13 protein-coding genes are annotated in these 17,237 nt (G+C 49.7%); 6 read left to right on the top strand and 7 right to left on the bottom strand.

Annotated features, from left to right (window positions below):
• Positions 1–50: 50 nt before the first annotated feature.
• Entirely contained in the window at positions 51–1,040 is a 990-nt protein-coding gene (gene nagZ, locus HHX48_RS03815) for a beta-N-acetylhexosaminidase (protein ID WP_223857984.1), read from the top strand.
• Positions 1,041–1,080: 40 nt separating this feature from the next.
• Positions 1,081–2,403, top strand: coding sequence for an SLC13 family permease (locus tag HHX48_RS03810; RefSeq protein ID WP_263406907.1), 1,323 nt, complete (start codon positions 1,081–1,083; stop codon positions 2,401–2,403).
• A gap of 40 nt (positions 2,404–2,443) precedes the next feature.
• Here HHX48_RS03810 and HHX48_RS03805 read toward each other — a convergent pair whose 3' ends face one another.
• Genes HHX48_RS03805 through HHX48_RS03790 form a run of 4 tightly spaced genes read right to left on the bottom strand, consistent with a single transcriptional unit; the run spans position 2,444 to position 8,403 of the window.
• Complete coding sequence (locus HHX48_RS03805) at positions 2,444–2,968, bottom strand: cob(I)yrinic acid a,c-diamide adenosyltransferase (RefSeq protein WP_191022338.1); 525 nt, start codon at positions 2,966–2,968, stop codon at positions 2,444–2,446.
• A complete protein-coding gene (locus tag HHX48_RS03800) occupies positions 2,965–4,266 on the bottom strand; it encodes a CsiV family protein (RefSeq protein WP_191022336.1) in 1,302 nt (433 codons plus the stop codon). The genes HHX48_RS03805 and HHX48_RS03800 overlap by 4 nt, the downstream gene beginning before the upstream one ends.
• Complete coding sequence (mfd, locus tag HHX48_RS03795) at positions 4,267–7,758, bottom strand: transcription-repair coupling factor (protein WP_191022334.1); 3,492 nt, start codon at positions 7,756–7,758, stop codon at positions 4,267–4,269. It lies immediately after the preceding gene.
• Positions 7,759–7,806: 48 nt separating this feature from the next.
• Positions 7,807–8,403, bottom strand: coding sequence for a PilZ domain-containing protein (locus HHX48_RS03790; protein ID WP_191022332.1), 597 nt, complete (start codon positions 8,401–8,403; stop codon positions 7,807–7,809).
• 200 nt (positions 8,404–8,603) lie between these two features.
• Here HHX48_RS03790 and HHX48_RS03785 point away from each other — a divergent pair, with 200 nt between their 5' ends.
• The 4 genes from HHX48_RS03785 to HHX48_RS03770 all read left to right on the top strand — a co-directional run bounded on the left by HHX48_RS03785 (position 8,604) and on the right by HHX48_RS03770 (position 15,023).
• On the top strand, positions 8,604–9,806 hold the full coding sequence (locus tag HHX48_RS03785; protein ID WP_191022330.1) for a lipoprotein-releasing ABC transporter permease subunit: 1,203 nt from the start codon (positions 8,604–8,606) through the stop codon (positions 9,804–9,806).
• Positions 9,807–9,900: 94 nt separating this feature from the next.
• Positions 9,901–10,461, top strand: a complete 561-nt coding sequence (locus HHX48_RS03780; RefSeq protein WP_139756573.1) for a phosphoribosyltransferase — start codon at positions 9,901–9,903, stop codon at positions 10,459–10,461.
• 295 nt (positions 10,462–10,756) lie between these two features.
• Positions 10,757–11,368 carry a hypothetical protein gene (locus HHX48_RS03775; RefSeq protein ID WP_191022328.1) on the top strand — a complete coding sequence of 204 codons (612 nt, stop codon included), beginning with the start codon at positions 10,757–10,759 and terminating at the stop codon, positions 11,366–11,368.
• A gap of 61 nt (positions 11,369–11,429) precedes the next feature.
• On the top strand, positions 11,430–15,023 hold the full coding sequence (locus HHX48_RS03770; RefSeq protein ID WP_191022326.1) for a LamG-like jellyroll fold domain-containing protein: 3,594 nt from the start codon (positions 11,430–11,432) through the stop codon (positions 15,021–15,023).
• Positions 15,024–15,085: 62 nt separating this feature from the next.
• Here HHX48_RS03770 and HHX48_RS03765 read toward each other — a convergent pair whose 3' ends face one another.
• Genes HHX48_RS03765 through HHX48_RS03755 form a run of 3 tightly spaced genes read right to left on the bottom strand, consistent with a single transcriptional unit; the run spans position 15,086 to position 17,183 of the window.
• Positions 15,086–15,727 (bottom strand): energy-coupling factor ABC transporter permease, encoded by a 642-nt coding sequence (locus HHX48_RS03765; RefSeq protein WP_191022323.1) that lies wholly within the window; start codon positions 15,725–15,727, stop codon positions 15,086–15,088.
• Between the two features lie 12 nt (positions 15,728–15,739).
• The gene (xthA, locus tag HHX48_RS03760) at positions 15,740–16,549 is read right to left on the bottom strand and encodes an exodeoxyribonuclease III (RefSeq protein WP_191022322.1); all 810 of its coding nucleotides are present in this window, start codon (positions 16,547–16,549) and stop codon (positions 15,740–15,742) included.
• Between the two features lie 37 nt (positions 16,550–16,586).
• Positions 16,587–17,183, bottom strand: coding sequence for a biliverdin-producing heme oxygenase (locus HHX48_RS03755; protein ID WP_191022320.1), 597 nt, complete (start codon positions 17,181–17,183; stop codon positions 16,587–16,589).
• Positions 17,184–17,237: the final 54 nt, after the last annotated feature.

Genomic DNA, 17,237 nt, shown 5'->3' with positions numbered 1-17,237 from the left:
TCCTATCGGGTATCACGCGCTAATTGAAGAATAAACCAGCAGGAGTCTACATGGGGCCGTTAATGCTCGACTGTGCAAGCTACGAGTTAAGCACAGAAGAACGGGAGATTTTGCAGCACCCTATGGTCGGGGGCGTCATTTTATTCAGCCGCAACTACCATGATAAACGCCAGCTGCGGGCTTTGACGCAGGAGATTCAACAAGCCGCCAAACGGCGTCTGATCATCGGTGTGGACCATGAGGGCGGCCGGGTTCAGCGTTTTCGCGAACATTTCTCTGCCATTCCCGCCATGGGCAACATTGCTCAGTTGACCAGCAGCGCAGCCGATCAGGAAGCATTGGCCTCGGCCTGCGGGCATATTCTTGCGTGGGAATTAAAACAAGTCGGCATTGACTTAAGTTTTGGCCCGGTACTGGATGTTAATCGTCAGTCACAAGTCATCGGTGACCGGGCATTTTCCGATGCGCCTGAGGAGGTGATCAGAATTGCACGCCCCCTTATTCATGCGATGCAGCATCAGGGCATGCCGGCCACCGCCAAGCATTTCCCCGGACATGGTAGCGTGGTGCCAGATTCGCATGTAGCGCTACCCGTGGATGAGCGTGACCTCCAGGCAATAACCGCCGCTGATATGCATCCCTTTCGTGCGTTAATCGCCGATATCGATGCAATAATGCCTGCCCATGTTATTTACGCTCAGGCAGATGAAAACCCGGCCGGGTTCTCGCCATATTGGCTGCAGAAGATCCTGCGCCAGTCGCTGCAATTTAACGGGGTGATATTCTCGGACGATCTCTCTATGCACGGCGCCAGCGTTGCCGGCAACTATACAGAGCGGGCCGAAGCGGCACTAAATGCCGGGTGCGATATGGTGCTGGCCTGTAATAATGCCGCCGGTGCAATTCACATTCTGGATAACCTGAGTGAGTTCACATATCAAAATCCGCGTCTTGAGACACTGCTTGCCCGTCGTCCGGCGGCAGATGCTGATAATCATTACCAACACGCCATAAAATTGTTAGCACGCTATGACCGTTAATTATAAATGGATTGGGCTAAGTACGCTAAGCAGTGTGGTCATGTGGTTGTATCTGTCAACCACGGGATTAACTGATGAGCAGGCGATTACCGGTGGACTGACGGTCCTGGTGGCGATGCTGTGGATCACCGAGGCGTTGCCGCTAGGCCTGACCGCATTGATACCGTTTGTGGCATTTCCCATGGCGGGCGTAATGACCTACAACCAGGCCGCAAGCGCGCTGGGCAGTCACGTCATCCTGTTACTGATGGGCGCCTTTATGTTATCTAAATCGCTGGAAAAATCCGGCGTACATCGTCGCCTGGCCGTCTATATGATCAAGCTTACCGGGGCCGGTAGTGCCAGGCGCCTGGTTATCGCCTTCATGCTGACTTCGGCGCTGCTCAGTATGTGGATATCAAACACTGCCACTGCACTGATGCTGCTGCCTATTGCTATGGCAATTATTCATTCAATGCAGTCGCCACGTCTTGCCACCGCGCTGCTGTTGGGCGTAGCGTATGCGGCCAGTGTCGGCGGTATCGGCACGCCCATTGGTACACCGCCTAATATTATATTTATGAGTGTGTACACCCAGACCACCGGCGAGCAAATCAGTTTTTTAAACTGGATGAGCACAGCGGTACCTATCGTGCTGACCGGTATTCCTTTAATGGCGATATGGTTAACGCGTAATGTCGGACCGATGTCTGATATCGACTTACCCGAAGCGGGACCGTGGAGAATAGCAGAGCGACGCGTGCTGATCGCCTTCATTGCTATTGCTATGGCCTGGATCTTCCGCCCCTACTGGACGCAGTGGCTGGGCATGCCGAACATCGGCGACAGCACAATCGCAGTGGCGGGGGTCATTCTTATGTGTTTGATTCCTGACGGCGATAAAGACAAGCCGGGTCAGATTCTGGACTGGGACACAGCAACCAGTATTCCCTGGGGGTTGTTGCTTGTTTACGCCGGCGGTATCTGCCTTGCCGGAGCGTTTACCGAATCCGGCCTGAGCCGGTTGCTGGGAGAGGCATTCAGCGGTGTGGGGATGTATCCGATTCTGGCCGTCTTACTGGTGCTGTGTCTGGTCGTCAGCTTTGTGACGGAAGTGACGTCAAATACAGCCACAGCCACGCTACTTATGCCCATACTTGCAGGCGCGGCGGTTGCGATTGATGTCGACCCGCTCATACTGATGATGCCAGCTGCCATCAGTGCCAGCTGTGCGTTTATGATGCCGGTCGCCACCCCGACCAATACCATTGTTTACAGCAGTGGTGAGCTTTCGGTTAAACAAATGGCTCGGGAAGGGGCGGTATTAAACGTGATCATGGCATTTGTGGTCACGGCAGGAGTTGCCGTGACACGGTTATGGTAGCGCGCATGCGCAAACGATTAACAGGTTAAGGTGCCGTGCGTTATGCTCTGGTTGGCACACCGACATCGGCAATATCCGCATGCTGGTTCAGGCTGCGGGCTAGTACAAAAAAGTAATCTGACAGCCGGTTGATATAAGCCAGAGCCGCCGCGCTGACATCCTGGCTTTTTGCCACGCTCACCAGGGTTCGTTCTGCGCGCCGGCACACAGTTCTGCACACATGGGCTTGTGCGGCAGCGTGGCAGCCACCGGGCAAAATAAAGTGAGTTTGCGCAGGGAGGGTGTCACTAAGTGCATCAATTTGCTGCTCAAGCGCAGTGACATCATTATCGTGTAACGATGAAGTTGCTGAGATGACATACCCTAGCTGAAACAGATGCTGCTGAATATGTTGCAGATAATCCTGATGTATTTCGGATAAGCTGATGAGCACACCAATGTGGCTGTTGAGTTCATCAATATCGCCATAACAGCGCAAAATGGCATCATCCTTACTGACTTTAAGCGGCTTGTCTGCATAAATGCGGGTCTGGCCCTCATCGCCGCCGCGGGTATAAATTTTCATTTAAAGCTCTCCGGCGTTTTAAAGCGTCTGATTTTAACCACCATGCCAAAAAGCGGGTGGTCAAAATAATGCAACTGTTTGCTGATGACCCGGCGCATCTGATGAAACGAGACGGCGACCAACTCGTATTCCGATTGAGTGTCAGCATCTTTAACTGCGTCAACCGGAATGGGCTGGCGATAAAACAATTTGGAGTCGATATGCAGATAGGGCACCCTGTTAATATTCTTCAGATACACTTTCAGGTATCCGTCGATTTGCCAAAGCGGGCCTGCGGTGCCTGATGAAATAATATTCGCCGGCGTATCGCGGTTTTCCTCTTCGCCAGATTGTGCGGCTGCCATCATCTGATTAAATGTCACCGGCTGTGCATTTTGCAATCGCTTTTGTAACGCATAGAAAAAGTCTTCCTGTTCTTTTGCATTGGCTTCCAGCGTATCTGCATCGGGCGTGAGTATTTCAAACGTTGTTTTTGCAAGCCCCTGTTCGGTAAACGTATCGCTGTAATCTTTGCCTGCGAATAATCGCACCGAAGCGGCATTATCCTGGCCGAATGCTACTGGCTGACGCCAGGTAGTGTGCAGCAAGCGTGTCAGGCCTCGTGTCTGGCGAATCTGCTGTGACAATTTTGTCAGTTCACGGGCATCGCCGGGCAATATGTGAGGCGTGCCGTCGAAATCTTCCCGTCCTTCCGGCACAATGGGCATTTCATCAGGGTAGGGCAGCCGGTTATCTGGCTGATAGATTGTCCATTGATTATCTTTCCAGCTGATCCATGGCTGCTCCGGCTCACAAAACCGGACATCAGGTACGTCAATGGTTTGCGGCGCGGGCCCGTGAAATTCCAGCCACAGGCTGGCAGCCTCAGCAAGGCTTACGCTTTCCATATTTTGGCGCGCATTTAAACCGGATGTTTGCACAGGCTGCAGAGCGTCTGCGTTATCTGCTCTCTTACTGTCCTTTATCACCTCATCCAAATCGAAGGTTGGACGGTAGCCTGTGATAAAAGGCAGTGAACGTTTTTTTACCCAAAGTGGTGAATCAGGTTTGTCACAGATGGGCAACGTTTGTTTAAGCCGACTGATGTCCGGTTGAAACAATGCACTGAGTAAATCCCAGCGTGCCTGCGCTTCGCCCAGACCCGGCGTATATTCGAATTGCTCTTTCAGTGATGTCAGTGACTGCCCACGGTCAAAAAGAATCACTTCGACATCAAACCACCAGTCTTGCTGAGCCTGCGCCGCAACAGGCAATATACTCAGTGACAGGGCGATGAATGCATACAGCGCTTGTCTCATTTAGCGCGTCTCCCGGGAAAAGTCATTAAGTACTCCTTCGATAAGGGCAATACGATCTTTGGCTGAATCGGTCTTACTGACGAGTTTCAGCTTCTGACTGCCTTCAAATTTAAATGTCTCGGGCTTGGTTTGTACCAGTTTGATGATATAGCCCGGGTCCACACTGGTATCTTCTCTGAAGTCTATCGTACCGCCGGCAGCAGACAAATCTATTTTTAAAATGCCCAGCGAGCGGGCAATAAGCTTAAGCTCTGCCACCTTGACCAGATTCTTTGCTGCATCCGGCAACAAGCCAAAGCGGTCAATGAGTGCGACCTGGAACTCATCAATGTCGTCTTTGGTATTACAGCTGGCCAGCTGTTTATACAATGAAAGCCGTGTATTGACATCCGGGATGTAATCTTCGGGCAGCAGGGCCGGTATTCTAAGCTCGACATCGGTCTGACCGGCCAGGCTGTCGTCCAGTGACGGTTCCCGCCCTTCTTTTAACGCGGTAACGGCCTGGTCCAGCATATCCATATACAGTGAAAAGCCTACAGTCGCCATCTGGCCTGATTGATCATCGCCAAGCAACTCACCAGCACCACGAATTTCCAAATCATGAGTCGCCAGCGCAAAGCCGGCGCCCAGGTCTTCAAGATTAGAAATGGCTTCCAGCCGCTTGGCAGCATCGCGCGTCATGCGCTTAGGGTGTGGTGTCAGCAGATAGGCATAGGCCTGATGATGCGAACGTCCCACGCGTCCGCGTAACTGGTGAAGCTGCGCCAGTCCCAGATTATCGGCCCGGTCCATGATGATTGTGTTCGCGGTGGGTACATCAATACCGGTTTCAATGATGGTAGTACACACCAGCACGTTATAGCGCTGATGGTAGAAGTCGCTCATGATGGACTCTAGCTCACGCTCGCGCATTTGTCCGTGACCGACGGCAATGCGTGCCTCAGGCACAATCTCTGCGATTTCCTGCGCGGTTTTCTCAATGGTATCGACTTCATTATGCAGAAAATACACCTGGCCGCCGCGCAAAATCTCACGCATGATAGCTTCGCGGATAACCGGCTTATTGCGCTGCTGCACAAACGTTTTAATTGATAATCGTTTGGCCGGAGCGGTAGCGATAATCGATAAGTCCCGCATACCTGACAGCGACATATTCAGCGTACGGGGAATTGGGGTGGCAGTGAGCGTGAGGATATCCACGTCGGCGCGCAGTGCTTTGAATTTTTCTTTCTGGCGCACACCAAAACGATGCTCTTCGTCAATGATCACAAGTCCCAGGTCGTTAAATTTAATGTCGTTACTCAACAATTTATGCGTACCAACGACAATATCGACCTGTCCGTTGCTGATCCCCTCAATAACAGATTTCTGGTCCTTGCCGCTGACAAACCGGCTCATCACCTGAATATTGAATGGCCATTGTGCAAACCGGTCTTTGAAGTTTTCATAGTGTTGCTGGGCAAGCAGGGTGGTGGGCACCAGTATAGCGACCTGTTTGCCCTGATTGGCAGCCAGAAACGCCGCGCGCATGGCCACTTCAGTCTTACCAAAGCCAACGTCACCGCACACCAGGCGATCCATGGCCTGGGGACTGCCCATATCCTGAATCACCGCATTGATGGCCTGCTGCTGATCAGCTGTTTCTTCAAACGGAAAACTGTCTGCGAAACTCTGATACTCCTCCCACTCAATATTGTAGGCAAAACCAGGATTAGCCGCCCTTTTTGCGTAAACGTCGAGCAGTTCTGCCGCCACATCGCGCACCCGCTCAGCGGCTTTTTGCTTGGCTTTGGTCCAGGCATCTGATCCCAGTGCATGCAGCGGCGCATGGTCAACATCGCCCCCGGTATAGCGGGAAATATAGTGAAGCGAAGAGACCGGTACATATAGTTTTGACTGCTTGGCGTACTCGATACACACGTATTCTGTCGTGACGCCGCCGGCATCCAGCGTTTGCAGGCCGATATACCGCCCGACACCATGATCAAGATGAACCACCGGCTGACCAACTGACAATTCTGCCAGGTTGCGTATCACCGCGCTTTCATCGGTGGTCGCTCTTTTTTCCCGCAGACGGCGCTGGCTTATCTTATAGCCCAGCAGTTCTGTTTCAGTAATGATGAATAACTGACTGTCTTGTTCCTGCCAGCTAAAACTGTTTTCAACCAGGCCGATGGCAATGCCCATCGGGGCGTCACTGTCACAAAAGGCCTGATAGGAATCAAAATGCGTCGGCCGGATATCGCTTTTGCGAAGTATTTCCAGCAGATTTTCCTGACGACCTGCGGACTCAGCAATAAACAGCGTGCGCCCATTATTACCCGCTGCATTGCTCAGCGTTGAAAGCAGTGCTTCAGCCTGTTGCTTCTTCTGGGGATTTAACGCAATTTCGGTTAGCTTCTGACTGGGTGCATTGTGCTGCCCGGCTTTGTTGTCCAGCGGTTCAGATTTCAGCGAAATACGCGGCCATTGTTTGATATGTTCAAACAATGCATTAATAGGCAAAAATAACTCGTCAGGTTTAAGCAACGGCCGGGTAACATTGTAGCGGTGCTGTTCGTAACGCTCATTCACATCATTCCAGAAAAAATCGCTGGCCTGCTGTAAATCACCATGCAGCATGAGTGTGGTCTGCGGGTGCAAATAATCAAATAAGGTTGCGGTTTTATCAAAAAACAGCGGTAAATAGTATTCAATACCCGCCGGCATCGTGCCTTTGCTTACCTGGGCAAACACTGACTCCTGCGCCTGACTGGCTTCAAACCGGTCAAGAAACTGCTGTCTGAAAAGCGAAATAGCGTCTTTGTCTGTGGGAAATTCACGAGCTGGTAGCAGACGTATCTCGTCGACCTCTTCTGCCGACCGTTGGGTTTCGGGGTCAAAAAACCGGATGCTTTCAATTTCATCGTCAAACAAATCAAGACGGAACGGGCGTTCACTGCCCATGGGAAACAAATCAATGATAGAGCCGCGCACACAGAACTCGCTGTGGCTCATTACCTGACTGACATGCAGGTAGCCAGCCTGCTCAAGATTGCGTCTGAATTGCTCCCGGTCAATGGTCTGCCCTTTATTTAACATCAGCAGATATTTATTAAGATAATCAACCGGGGCGAGTCGCTGCATCAGCGTGTTGACAGGAACAATGAACAAGCCCTGGCGCTGCGAACTAAAGTGATACAGGGTTTCTAACCGCTGTGAAATAATATCCTGATGGGGCGAAAACATGTCATAGGGCAGGGTTTCCCAGTCCGGAAACAGCGTGATATGTCTGTCGCCGGACGGCAGAAAGAACGCGATTTCGCGCTGAAGCTTCATGGCCGATGGGGTATCTGCTGTAAGCAGTACAACCGGGCCCTGACTGTTTTCAAACGCAGTGGCAGCGGCAAGGGCATGACTGCTACCTTGTAGATGTCCCCATTGCTGGTGGTCCTGTGTTCGGCCTTCGGTCTTTTTCTTTGGAAGTGGCAGAGTGGTGTTTTTTACTGTCATATCACCTGATACTTAACGTGGTTGAAAGGCCTGAAACGATACGGAGATCTACTCGTCGCCTCTGGCTTGCGCGCGTTTACGCAACTGCAAAGTTTGCAAATGCAGGCTGGCCCGAACCAGTAACTCCTGATCCTGCTCGCGTATGCGGGTAAAAATAAAAGCTATATGGTAATCATCTTCATTCTGCTGACAAGTAATAACTTCGCCATAACAAAAAATAGCGGCCGCCTCTTCACTTAAAAACAGTTTAATTTGCGCCGCTGTACCGACCTTAAGTGGTGAGGGGCTGTGAATCACAATACCGCCGCCACCGAACTTTACGGTGAGAAAACGGTATTCCGGTTCGTCCTGTTGATGAAGAATGTAGGACATCATCAAGTCGATTTTCTTCGACTGATGATTCAGATAGTCTGCCAGGGCTGAGGCATGATCGCTTAAGCCCCGTAAAGGTCTTAGCGCAGCTGCGTCAAGCGCAGACATCTCAGAGGCAATTCGAAATGCGTATGGCATCGAATCTTCTAACTCCGAGTAAGCCGGTAACACCTCGTCACTGCCAAGGGGTTTGATGTTTGCTTTCAGCTCGTGATTAATCACGTAGAATTCATCGAACTGTGCTTTTTTTTCTTCCAGCGACAAAGTGTCCATATTGTTACCACCTAATTCTTGTAGGACTACACGCTTGCACGTAGACTATACCTGAGTATATCAGTATTTTTGAGTGCCGGTTACGACCCGCCAGGGCGTTGTTGTCTCACGGCGAGCAGCACTTACTAAAGGGACCGGGAACGTGTCCTGTAAAAGTGAATAAGCTGTCACCTATCAATTCGATCAAATGACGGACCGATATGTTTCATCCGATATCAGCCTTTATTGCCTGGCGGTATTCCACCGCAGGTAAACAAAACAGCTTTGTCTCTTTTATCAACCGGTTTTCTGTTGCTGGCATCGCGCTTGGCCTGATGGCGCTGATTGTTGTCGTGTCAGTCATGAATGGGTTTGAGGCGCAATTAAAAGCGCGCATTCTGGGGCTGGTTCCTCACATTGTCGTCAGCCACTCGGATAACATCGAGCCGGCGCAGCTTGAGAAACTGGAGAATGTGCATACTGTGACGCCGTTTTTAGAAGCGCAGGGAGTTCTTCAATCCAAAAGCGGGCTGCGTGGCGTGCAGATACAAGGTGTGATGGCAGAAGATATGCAAAACAGCGTGCTGGATAACAGCATGCAACTGGGCCAGCTTTCTTCCATGACGCCGGGCAGCTTTACCGTCATCATCAGTCAGGCGCTGGGTCGCCAGTTACAGGTGGGCGTGGGCGATAAGGTCAGAATATTGATGGCCGGGGCCAGTGTTTATACGCCTTTCGGCCGGTTGCCAAGCCAGCGACTGGTAACTGTTGCTGGTGTGCATAACGTGGGCTCGCGTCTGGACGAAAAAATCATCTTCATGGCATTAACTGATTTGAAAAAAATGTTGCGGCGTGCGGATGACAGTCCTGCCGACTATCGCCTGTTTCTGAATGATGCCTTTACCTACCAGCCCACGGTACAGCAGTTGAATAACGCTGGCCTAAAAAGCGAAAACTGGCGAACACGGCAGGGACCATTATTTGATGCGGTGAAGATGGAAGGCAACATGATGTTTTTGATGCTTATTCTGATTATAGCAGTCGCCGCTTTTAATATCGTTTCTGCACTGGTGATGGTGGTCAGTGAAAAGCAGGGCGATATTGCAATTCTTCAAACGCAGGGGCTAAGCCGCGCAAAGCTTATGGCGGTTTTCATGCTTAATGGTGTATTTAATGGTGTGAAGGGTGCTGTAATCGGTTTAGTGCTGGGTGTTCTTATTGCCCTGGAGCTAAATACGCTGCTTGAATGGATGGGCGTAAGTCTGGCGTTGTCAGCCGACGGCGCCGCCGTTCCGGTAGATATACGGGTATCACAGGTCGCCATTTATACGTTACTTTCACTATTATTGTGTTTTCTGGCGAGTCTGTATCCGGCCCTGCGGGCCATGCGGACCCAACCCGCCGCTGCACTTCAGAACGACTAGTACTCCTGCGGATTTTGTACGCAAACTTTGGGGTGCAACCACGGGCTAAATTACTTATAATCCCCGTCCTTTTATTTTTAGGTTGGTAGGCCACATGAAAAAGAATTTTATTACCTCGCAGTCTTTATTACAGGATTCCTTTCGTCTGGCAGCCAAAGTCTATGAAGATGGCTTTCGCCCTGATTTTATCGTCGGGATCTGGCGTGGTGGTGCGCCTATCGGGATTGCGGTTCAGGAATTTTTCGAATTTAAAGAAAATCCCACTGATCACATCGCAGTAAGAACCTCTTCCTATTACGGAATCAATAAGCAGTCCAAAGAAATTCGCGTACACGGTTTGCATTACCTTGTCGAAAATGCCAATGCAAACGATAAACTGCTGATTGTCGATGATGTATTTGATTCAGGTCGAAGTGTCGATGCCCTTATCAATCAAATTAACAAGTTAATGCGCCTGAATACACCCACTGATATGCGAATTGCCTGCCCGTGGTATAAGCCGCAGAACAACAAAACTGACATTGTTCCTGATTATTATATTAATCAGTCAGACGAGTGGTTAGTGTTCCCGCATGAAATAGCTGGTCTTAGCGAAGAAGAAATACGCGAAGGAAAATCTGAGCTTTCCGATGTTATGGACATTCTGTTCAAATAAGAACCCTTCCTAAAAAAAAAGCCGGTGTCTCGTTCAAAAGTACCGGCTTTTTTTGTTTTATAAACTACATGTTAAACATCATATAATATCACTACGACTGGCGTTTTCGTCGCCTTATCTTATTGTAATATCCCCCTAATTGATGCGTGGAACACGACGCAAACGGCGTGTTCTCTGTCCTGTGGTGTAAAAATATTGTTATAAACTGTTTACTTTTACGTCACAATTAGACAAAGTAATTATGTAATACAATATTACGTTTACTAAAACACACATTTCAGGGAAATATTACACAATGAACACGGGAATACGGCAGTTGATATGGGGCGCCGGTTTGCTGCTCGGACTGAGTACGCAAACAGCCAGCGCAGATCTGATTAACACAGACTTTTCATCTGGTTTTTCGGGCTGGCGCGCAGAGATTATTTCGTTTAATTATCCGTCGGGGATGGATAGCAGTGAAACGGGGAACATCTTCAATCAATTCAGTGACAACTTTTCTTTGTCTGACAATGGAGTAACGCTGACGACGTCATCGGATGCGATGAACGATTACTGGTCTGTCAGCATGTTTCAGGAAGTCATGCTGTCTGAGGACATCCAGACGCTTTCACTGAACCTTCAGGCGTCTGTGACCGATGCCGCGACCGATTTATTTTATGTCCAGCTTCGCGATCTGAGCACCAACGATGCCATCGATCTTACCGCAGGCGGACAATTCGATATCAGTCTCTGGGCGGGGCAGTGGGTAAGCCTGGAGTTTGGCGTCATGGATTTTGATTTTATTCCTGCTGACAGTATTACAGTAAGCGATATCTCACTGTCCTATGCATCAGTGCCTGCGCCCGCAACCGGTGTTTTACTTATGGTAGGTGCGCTGGCCGCTTTACGGCGCAAAACATACTAATACACAACGCTCAAAGTCAGGAAGCCGTCGACTTTTTTTGCAATTTTCAGGAGCTATGACAATGAAACGTTTGTCTTTACAGGCGCTGTTCAATCATCAGTACGTACCTGCCGCCACGCGCGTGGGCGCCATTGCAGTGGCAGGGTTGTTTTCTTCGCTTGCTTCAGCGGACTGGGAACCCGTTGAAGGGGTCACAGTGACTCAGGGAAAACCTGTGTATGTCCGGGGAGAAGGTTTTTATACCGATAATCAAGTCACGCTTCCGGCCGCGGATGCTTCCCATGATATGATGCGCCTGATTATTACTGACAGTAGTCACCCGGTTGAAAACGCCGATGGTGTGACAGATAACGGTGCGCCTTATTTTGAATTAAACAGCGTCTCACAGGCGATACGCGTTGAGTTTGCAATGCAGCGCTCACGTCCCGCCTATAGCGCCGAAGTACACGCCTTTACACAACAAGGCAGGCCAAATCCCACTGTAAACGGGCCCATCAGCTTTGATAATGCCAGCGTTCACGACCCGTCGGTAATCCGGCTGGATAACGGTGAATATTATGTGTTTGGCTCTCATCTGGCTGCAGCTAAAAGTGACGACCTGATGAACTGGTATTCGGTGGCCGGTGATGGCGTCGAAAACAGCCCGTTTTTTGATACGTACGAGGAAGAAGCTGCCGAGGGTATTGCCTGGTCAGGGGGCACTGTGGGTTCCTGGGCTGCAGATGTCATTCAGCTTGAAGATGGCAAGTATTACTTTTACTACAACCATTGCGCGTCGGTGGACAGTGATTTATGCGATGCATCACGATCGTATCTCGGTATAGCGGTATCAGAGAATATCGAAGGGCCGTATGAAGATCAGGGGCTCATTTTACGCTCCGGTCATATCGGAGATGAAAACCCGGCTATCAATGGTGAAACCTACAACGGTAATTACCATCCCAATGCCATAGACCCGGATGTTTTTTATGGTAAAGACGGCCGGCTGTGGATGGTTTATGGCTCTTATTCCGGTGGGATTTTTGTACTGGAGATGGACTCACAAACCGGAAAACCTTTGGAAGGGCAGGGATTTGGTACAAAGATTATGGGGGGCTTCTATAGTGCTATAGAAGGGCCGTACATGTTCTACAGCCCCGAGTCAGATTACTACTATTTGTTCACCTCGTTTGGTGGCTATGAACAAAACGATGGTTACAACATGCGTATCTCCCGCTCAAAAAGCCCGACGGGCCCGTTTGTTGACGCGCAGGGCCAGGACATGCTTGGCGCAAGTGGTAGCTGGTCGAGTATTGAACCTTATGGCGTCAAGCTCATGGGCGGCTATTTGTTTGATGTTAACCCCGGTGAACCCGGCAGTGATAACGGCTACATGGCCCCGGGCCATAATTCTGCCTACTATGATGAAGAAACCGGCCGCCATTATGTGATTTTTCACACGCGTTTCCCGCAACGGGGTGAAGGACACGAGATTCGTGTTCATGAAATGTTTATCAATGATGATGACTGGCTGGTTGCCTCACCACATCGATATGTGCCCATTGAGGGAGAGAACATCGTGGATAGGCACGATCTCACGGGGACTTATCGGTTTGTGAATCACGAGAAGGACATAAACCGCGAAGCCAAAGTTTCCCGTTATCTGCGACTTGATGTAAACGGTAGTATCGGGGGGGACTTCACCGGGTCGTACCGGCTTCGTGGAGATAACAGACTGACACTATGGATTGATGAGGTGGGTACATTTGAGGGCGTGGCTGTATGGCAGTATAACGATAATATTCAAAAGCTTGTGCCCACATTTACTGCCCTGGCGACCAGCGGGGAATCGGTGTGGGGAACGCAAATTCCGGATATATCTGTGGATGAAGCGGTTCAGGCGACGGCCGATGCGCTGAGTGTTCCTGCTCTTGCCAGTAATGATATCGTGTTGCCAGATACCGGAGCGCTGGGCGCGACAATCAACTGGACTTCAGATAATGAAAACGTGGTGAGTGAAGAGGGTCGGGTTATCAGGCCCGCGCCGGGATCCGCTGATGCCACTGTTACCTTAACAGCCACCATTACACTGGACGGTCAGACACAAACACGCACCTTCACCGTTGAGGTTCCGGCGCGTAAATTATTTAATCGTATCGCACTTTATCAGTTCGAAAATAATCTGAATGATTCGCTGGCAATCCAGTCTGAAGGGCGGGTGGTTACCGGTACACCTGACAATTTACAGGGGAATGTCGCGTATTCAGCAGGCCAAAACCAACAGGGCGTATGGTTGCAAAATGGCAATGGGGTGCGCTTACCAGACGGGCTAATTGACAACAATGCTTACACGGTGTCTCTGTGGCTGAATCCATCACAATTGTCACAGTTTACTCCCGCCTTTTTCGGTGCAGCAGCGGCCGATAACTGGATTAGTCTGGTGCCTTGGAGCTGGGATGGCAATACCATGTTATGGCGTGGAAGCGTCGCCTGGTACGATGCTTCTGCTGGTTATCAGATACCTGTCGATACCTGGAGCCACGTTGCTTTTAGCGTAGATAATGGCACTGTTCGCCTTTATATTGACGGTGAACCTGTCTATTCAGGCACAGGTTTCAGTGATGTATTTAGCGGTACCAATGGCACATTTACCCTTGGTGTCAATTACTGGGACACGCCATATCAGGGCCTAATCGATGAGTTGGCTGTCTATGATGATGCGCTCACACAAGCAGAAATTGTTGCGCTGGATATTGAAAGACAACCTTCTGGGCAGTTACTTGAGCAAGCCGCTGATGAACTTAATTTAGGAAACATCAGTGCGGTTAAGTCAGATTTGACCCTGCCTGCCGTCGGTTTGTTTGCCGCATCGGTAAACTGGACGTCGTCAAATCCTGAGATTATTAACAGTCAGGGAGAAATCTCCCGTCCAGCAGACGATGAGCCGGATGCCACGGTCACGTTAACGGCAACTGTCAGCCTTGATGGCAACGTCACTACGCGTGAATTTGCCGTTACTGTGCGTTCGTCAGGGCCGGTAAAACCCATCGCTGACTTTAATTTTGATGCACTGACGCTGGCAGATGCTACCGGCAACTTTGCTGCAGGTACACCTACCGGTGCACAGCTCAACACCACCGGCACGGCACCTGCTTTCACCGGTGGCATCGACAGTATGGGACTGATGCTTGACGGTCAGTCTGGCGTGCAGCTGCCGGAAAATATGATTACTGGCAACCGGTACAGTGTCGCAATGTGGTTAAATCCGTCACAACTGACAATGTATAGCGCTGCATTATTTGGCTACGCCAGTGCGGATAGCTGGGTCAGTCTGGTGCCCCGTGGTCACGATGGTGTGTCACAAAACACCATGATTTGGTCAGGTACCCAGTGGTATGACGCCGGCATCGGCAAACAGCTTCCGGTCGACGCATGGTCGCATGTTGTATATACGGTGGACGACGATGTGCTAACCGTGTATCTCAACGGTGAGCAAGTATACAAAAATACAGGTTTTCCCGATGTCTTTTCCAATCAGCCATCAACCGGAATGAGTATTGGTGTCAATTTCTGGGATACCCCTTACAAAGGGATTGTTGATGAACTTAAAATATATGATGAGCCCATTACCCCGCAGGATGTGATGCAGTTATATTCCTCTGCGCAGGATAAGTAACGAGCAGAGTAATCATTCAGACTTAAAGCGGCCGTCTCTGGCCGCTTTTTTATGTAACGCTTTTAGTCATCAAAATAAAATTTGTCGTGAAAGGTATAAACCCACTCTGGTTTGTATACCACAAGGAGAGTGATAGCGGTTCCATTTAATAATGCTTCAGGAAAGAGCATCAGCGGAATAATCATTAAATAGTTATCGATAATTGCATGCGTGTCGTAAATCCCTTCTAAAACATAATAGCCGGCAAGCGACAGCATACTGACCCCCAATACCAGCGCGGCAGGTATAAACGCACATAAAAAGATGTACACCAGAAAGTTTCTTGGGATGCGGTGAAAAGACAGTGCATACACCGTGTAGGTTAATCCTACAGGAATGAGAATCGTCGTGATCCCGTGCACGCCGAGCATTGCCCATGGGACTGTACCCACCGCACACACAATGAGCAGACATAATGTTGCACACAGCGTAGCCAGCCTGAAACCCAGCGTCAGCGTTAATGCGGTGACAAGTAAGAAGTGAATATCCGGCCCCAGTGAGGTTTGCAGCCGGAACAGCCAGAATAGCAACAGCAACGCAGTAGCATTGACGATGGCATGCCTGGTGGGGGCAGCTGCAAAGGCCGCTTTAATATCTGCCTTGCGATAAATGTAGGTAACACTTAACAAAAACAGGAGTAAAGCAGCGGTTTGCAGCCCGGTCATGTGAATATCCGCCTATTCGTGGTAAACGGCCCATATCGGCGCGTGGTCAGAGGGCTTCTCTATGCCTCTGAGTTCGTAATCGATGCCGGTTTCCTGCAGGGTATTGTGCAGGGCTGGCGTTGCCAGGATATGGTCTATGCGCAAGCCACGGTTATCTAAAAAGCCTTTGGAGCGATAATCGAACCAGCTGTACTGATCGTCTGTGTTTGGATGCTGATCTCTGAAGCTATCAGTCAGTCCCCAGTCATAAAGCTTCTGAATCCACTCTCTTTCTTCAGGTAAAAAACTGCATTTTCCGGTACGCAACCAGCGCTTTTTATTCTGCTCGCCAATGCCAATGTCAATATCCTGCGGGGAGATATTTAAATCGCCCATAACAACAATATCGTCATCCTGGGTATGGTGGTTTGAAAGATACGCTGACAAATCTGAGTAGAACTTGCGTTTGGCCGGGAATTTCGTTTCATGATCGCGGTTTTCTCCTTGGGGAAAATAGCCGTTAAGTACGGTAAGCGGCTTTTCTCTGCCCTGTGAAAACGTCAGCATGATCATTCTTCGCTGTGCATCGTCATCATCGGTGGGAAATCCATACTGAACATTGTCAGGTTTGATCTTGGTTAAAAATGCCACGCCATAATGACTTTTCTGACCGTGATAAAAAACATGGTAGCCCATATCACGCACTGCCTCTTCAGGAAACTGGTCGTTCTGTACTTTTATTTCCTGTAAACCGATGACATCTGGGGCGTGCTTATCGATAATCGCCTGCAACTGATGCAGACGAGCTCTGATACCATTTATATTAAATGAGATAAATTTCATAACATTTTGCAATTGTCTGTTTATAATTTTAAAGGGATTATGCCGGATGCTGCTGCTGATGCGTTAACGTATTTGCGCATACCTGAAGCCCGTCAAAAAGTTGATTGGCAATTTCGGTGCATTTATCAACATCCACATTGTGGCGTTGCACATAATCAAGACCATGCTCAACAAACGCCGGCCAGTGCTGACCCAATGTGATCATTTGCTGGTAATACGCAGTGGGAAGTTCCTCATAGCCGGCGTGATTCAACCAGCGATAAAGAATTCTGGCGCCCATTGATGAACCCATCCACACATAAGCGCCAGCCAGTGCAGATTCAGGTGAATCAGGCTGCGCGATAAGGGGGAAATCCGGGTACTCAGGCTGACGACCTAATGCGTTCAGATCCTGATTCACCGCGCGCATCACCGACTCAGCCTCAATAAATTCGCTGAGCGAGGCCTTATTTTTTGTTTTTTGTATATTTTTTGAGACACAATTGTGAAAACTGGCTAAAATCAAAAGGTTTTGGGTGTAAGCCTGCCGGTCAAAAATATCCGGCTTCATCATCGTATTAAACGGATAGGTTGCTTCAAGCGCCGTATGGGATGCCGCGGTACCGCGCTTTAGCTCAGTGAAAAAAGTAGTCATAGGATTATACGTCTTGATCCTTAGTTATCTTCGTTGTGTAGGAGATACCTACGC

Source organism: Salinimonas profundi, assembly GCF_014750655.1.
Taxonomy (GTDB): domain Bacteria; phylum Pseudomonadota; class Gammaproteobacteria; order Enterobacterales; family Alteromonadaceae; genus Alteromonas; species Alteromonas profundi_A.
Note: the sequence above shows the minus strand (reverse complement) of the source record. Positions and strands in the feature narration are given on the sequence as shown.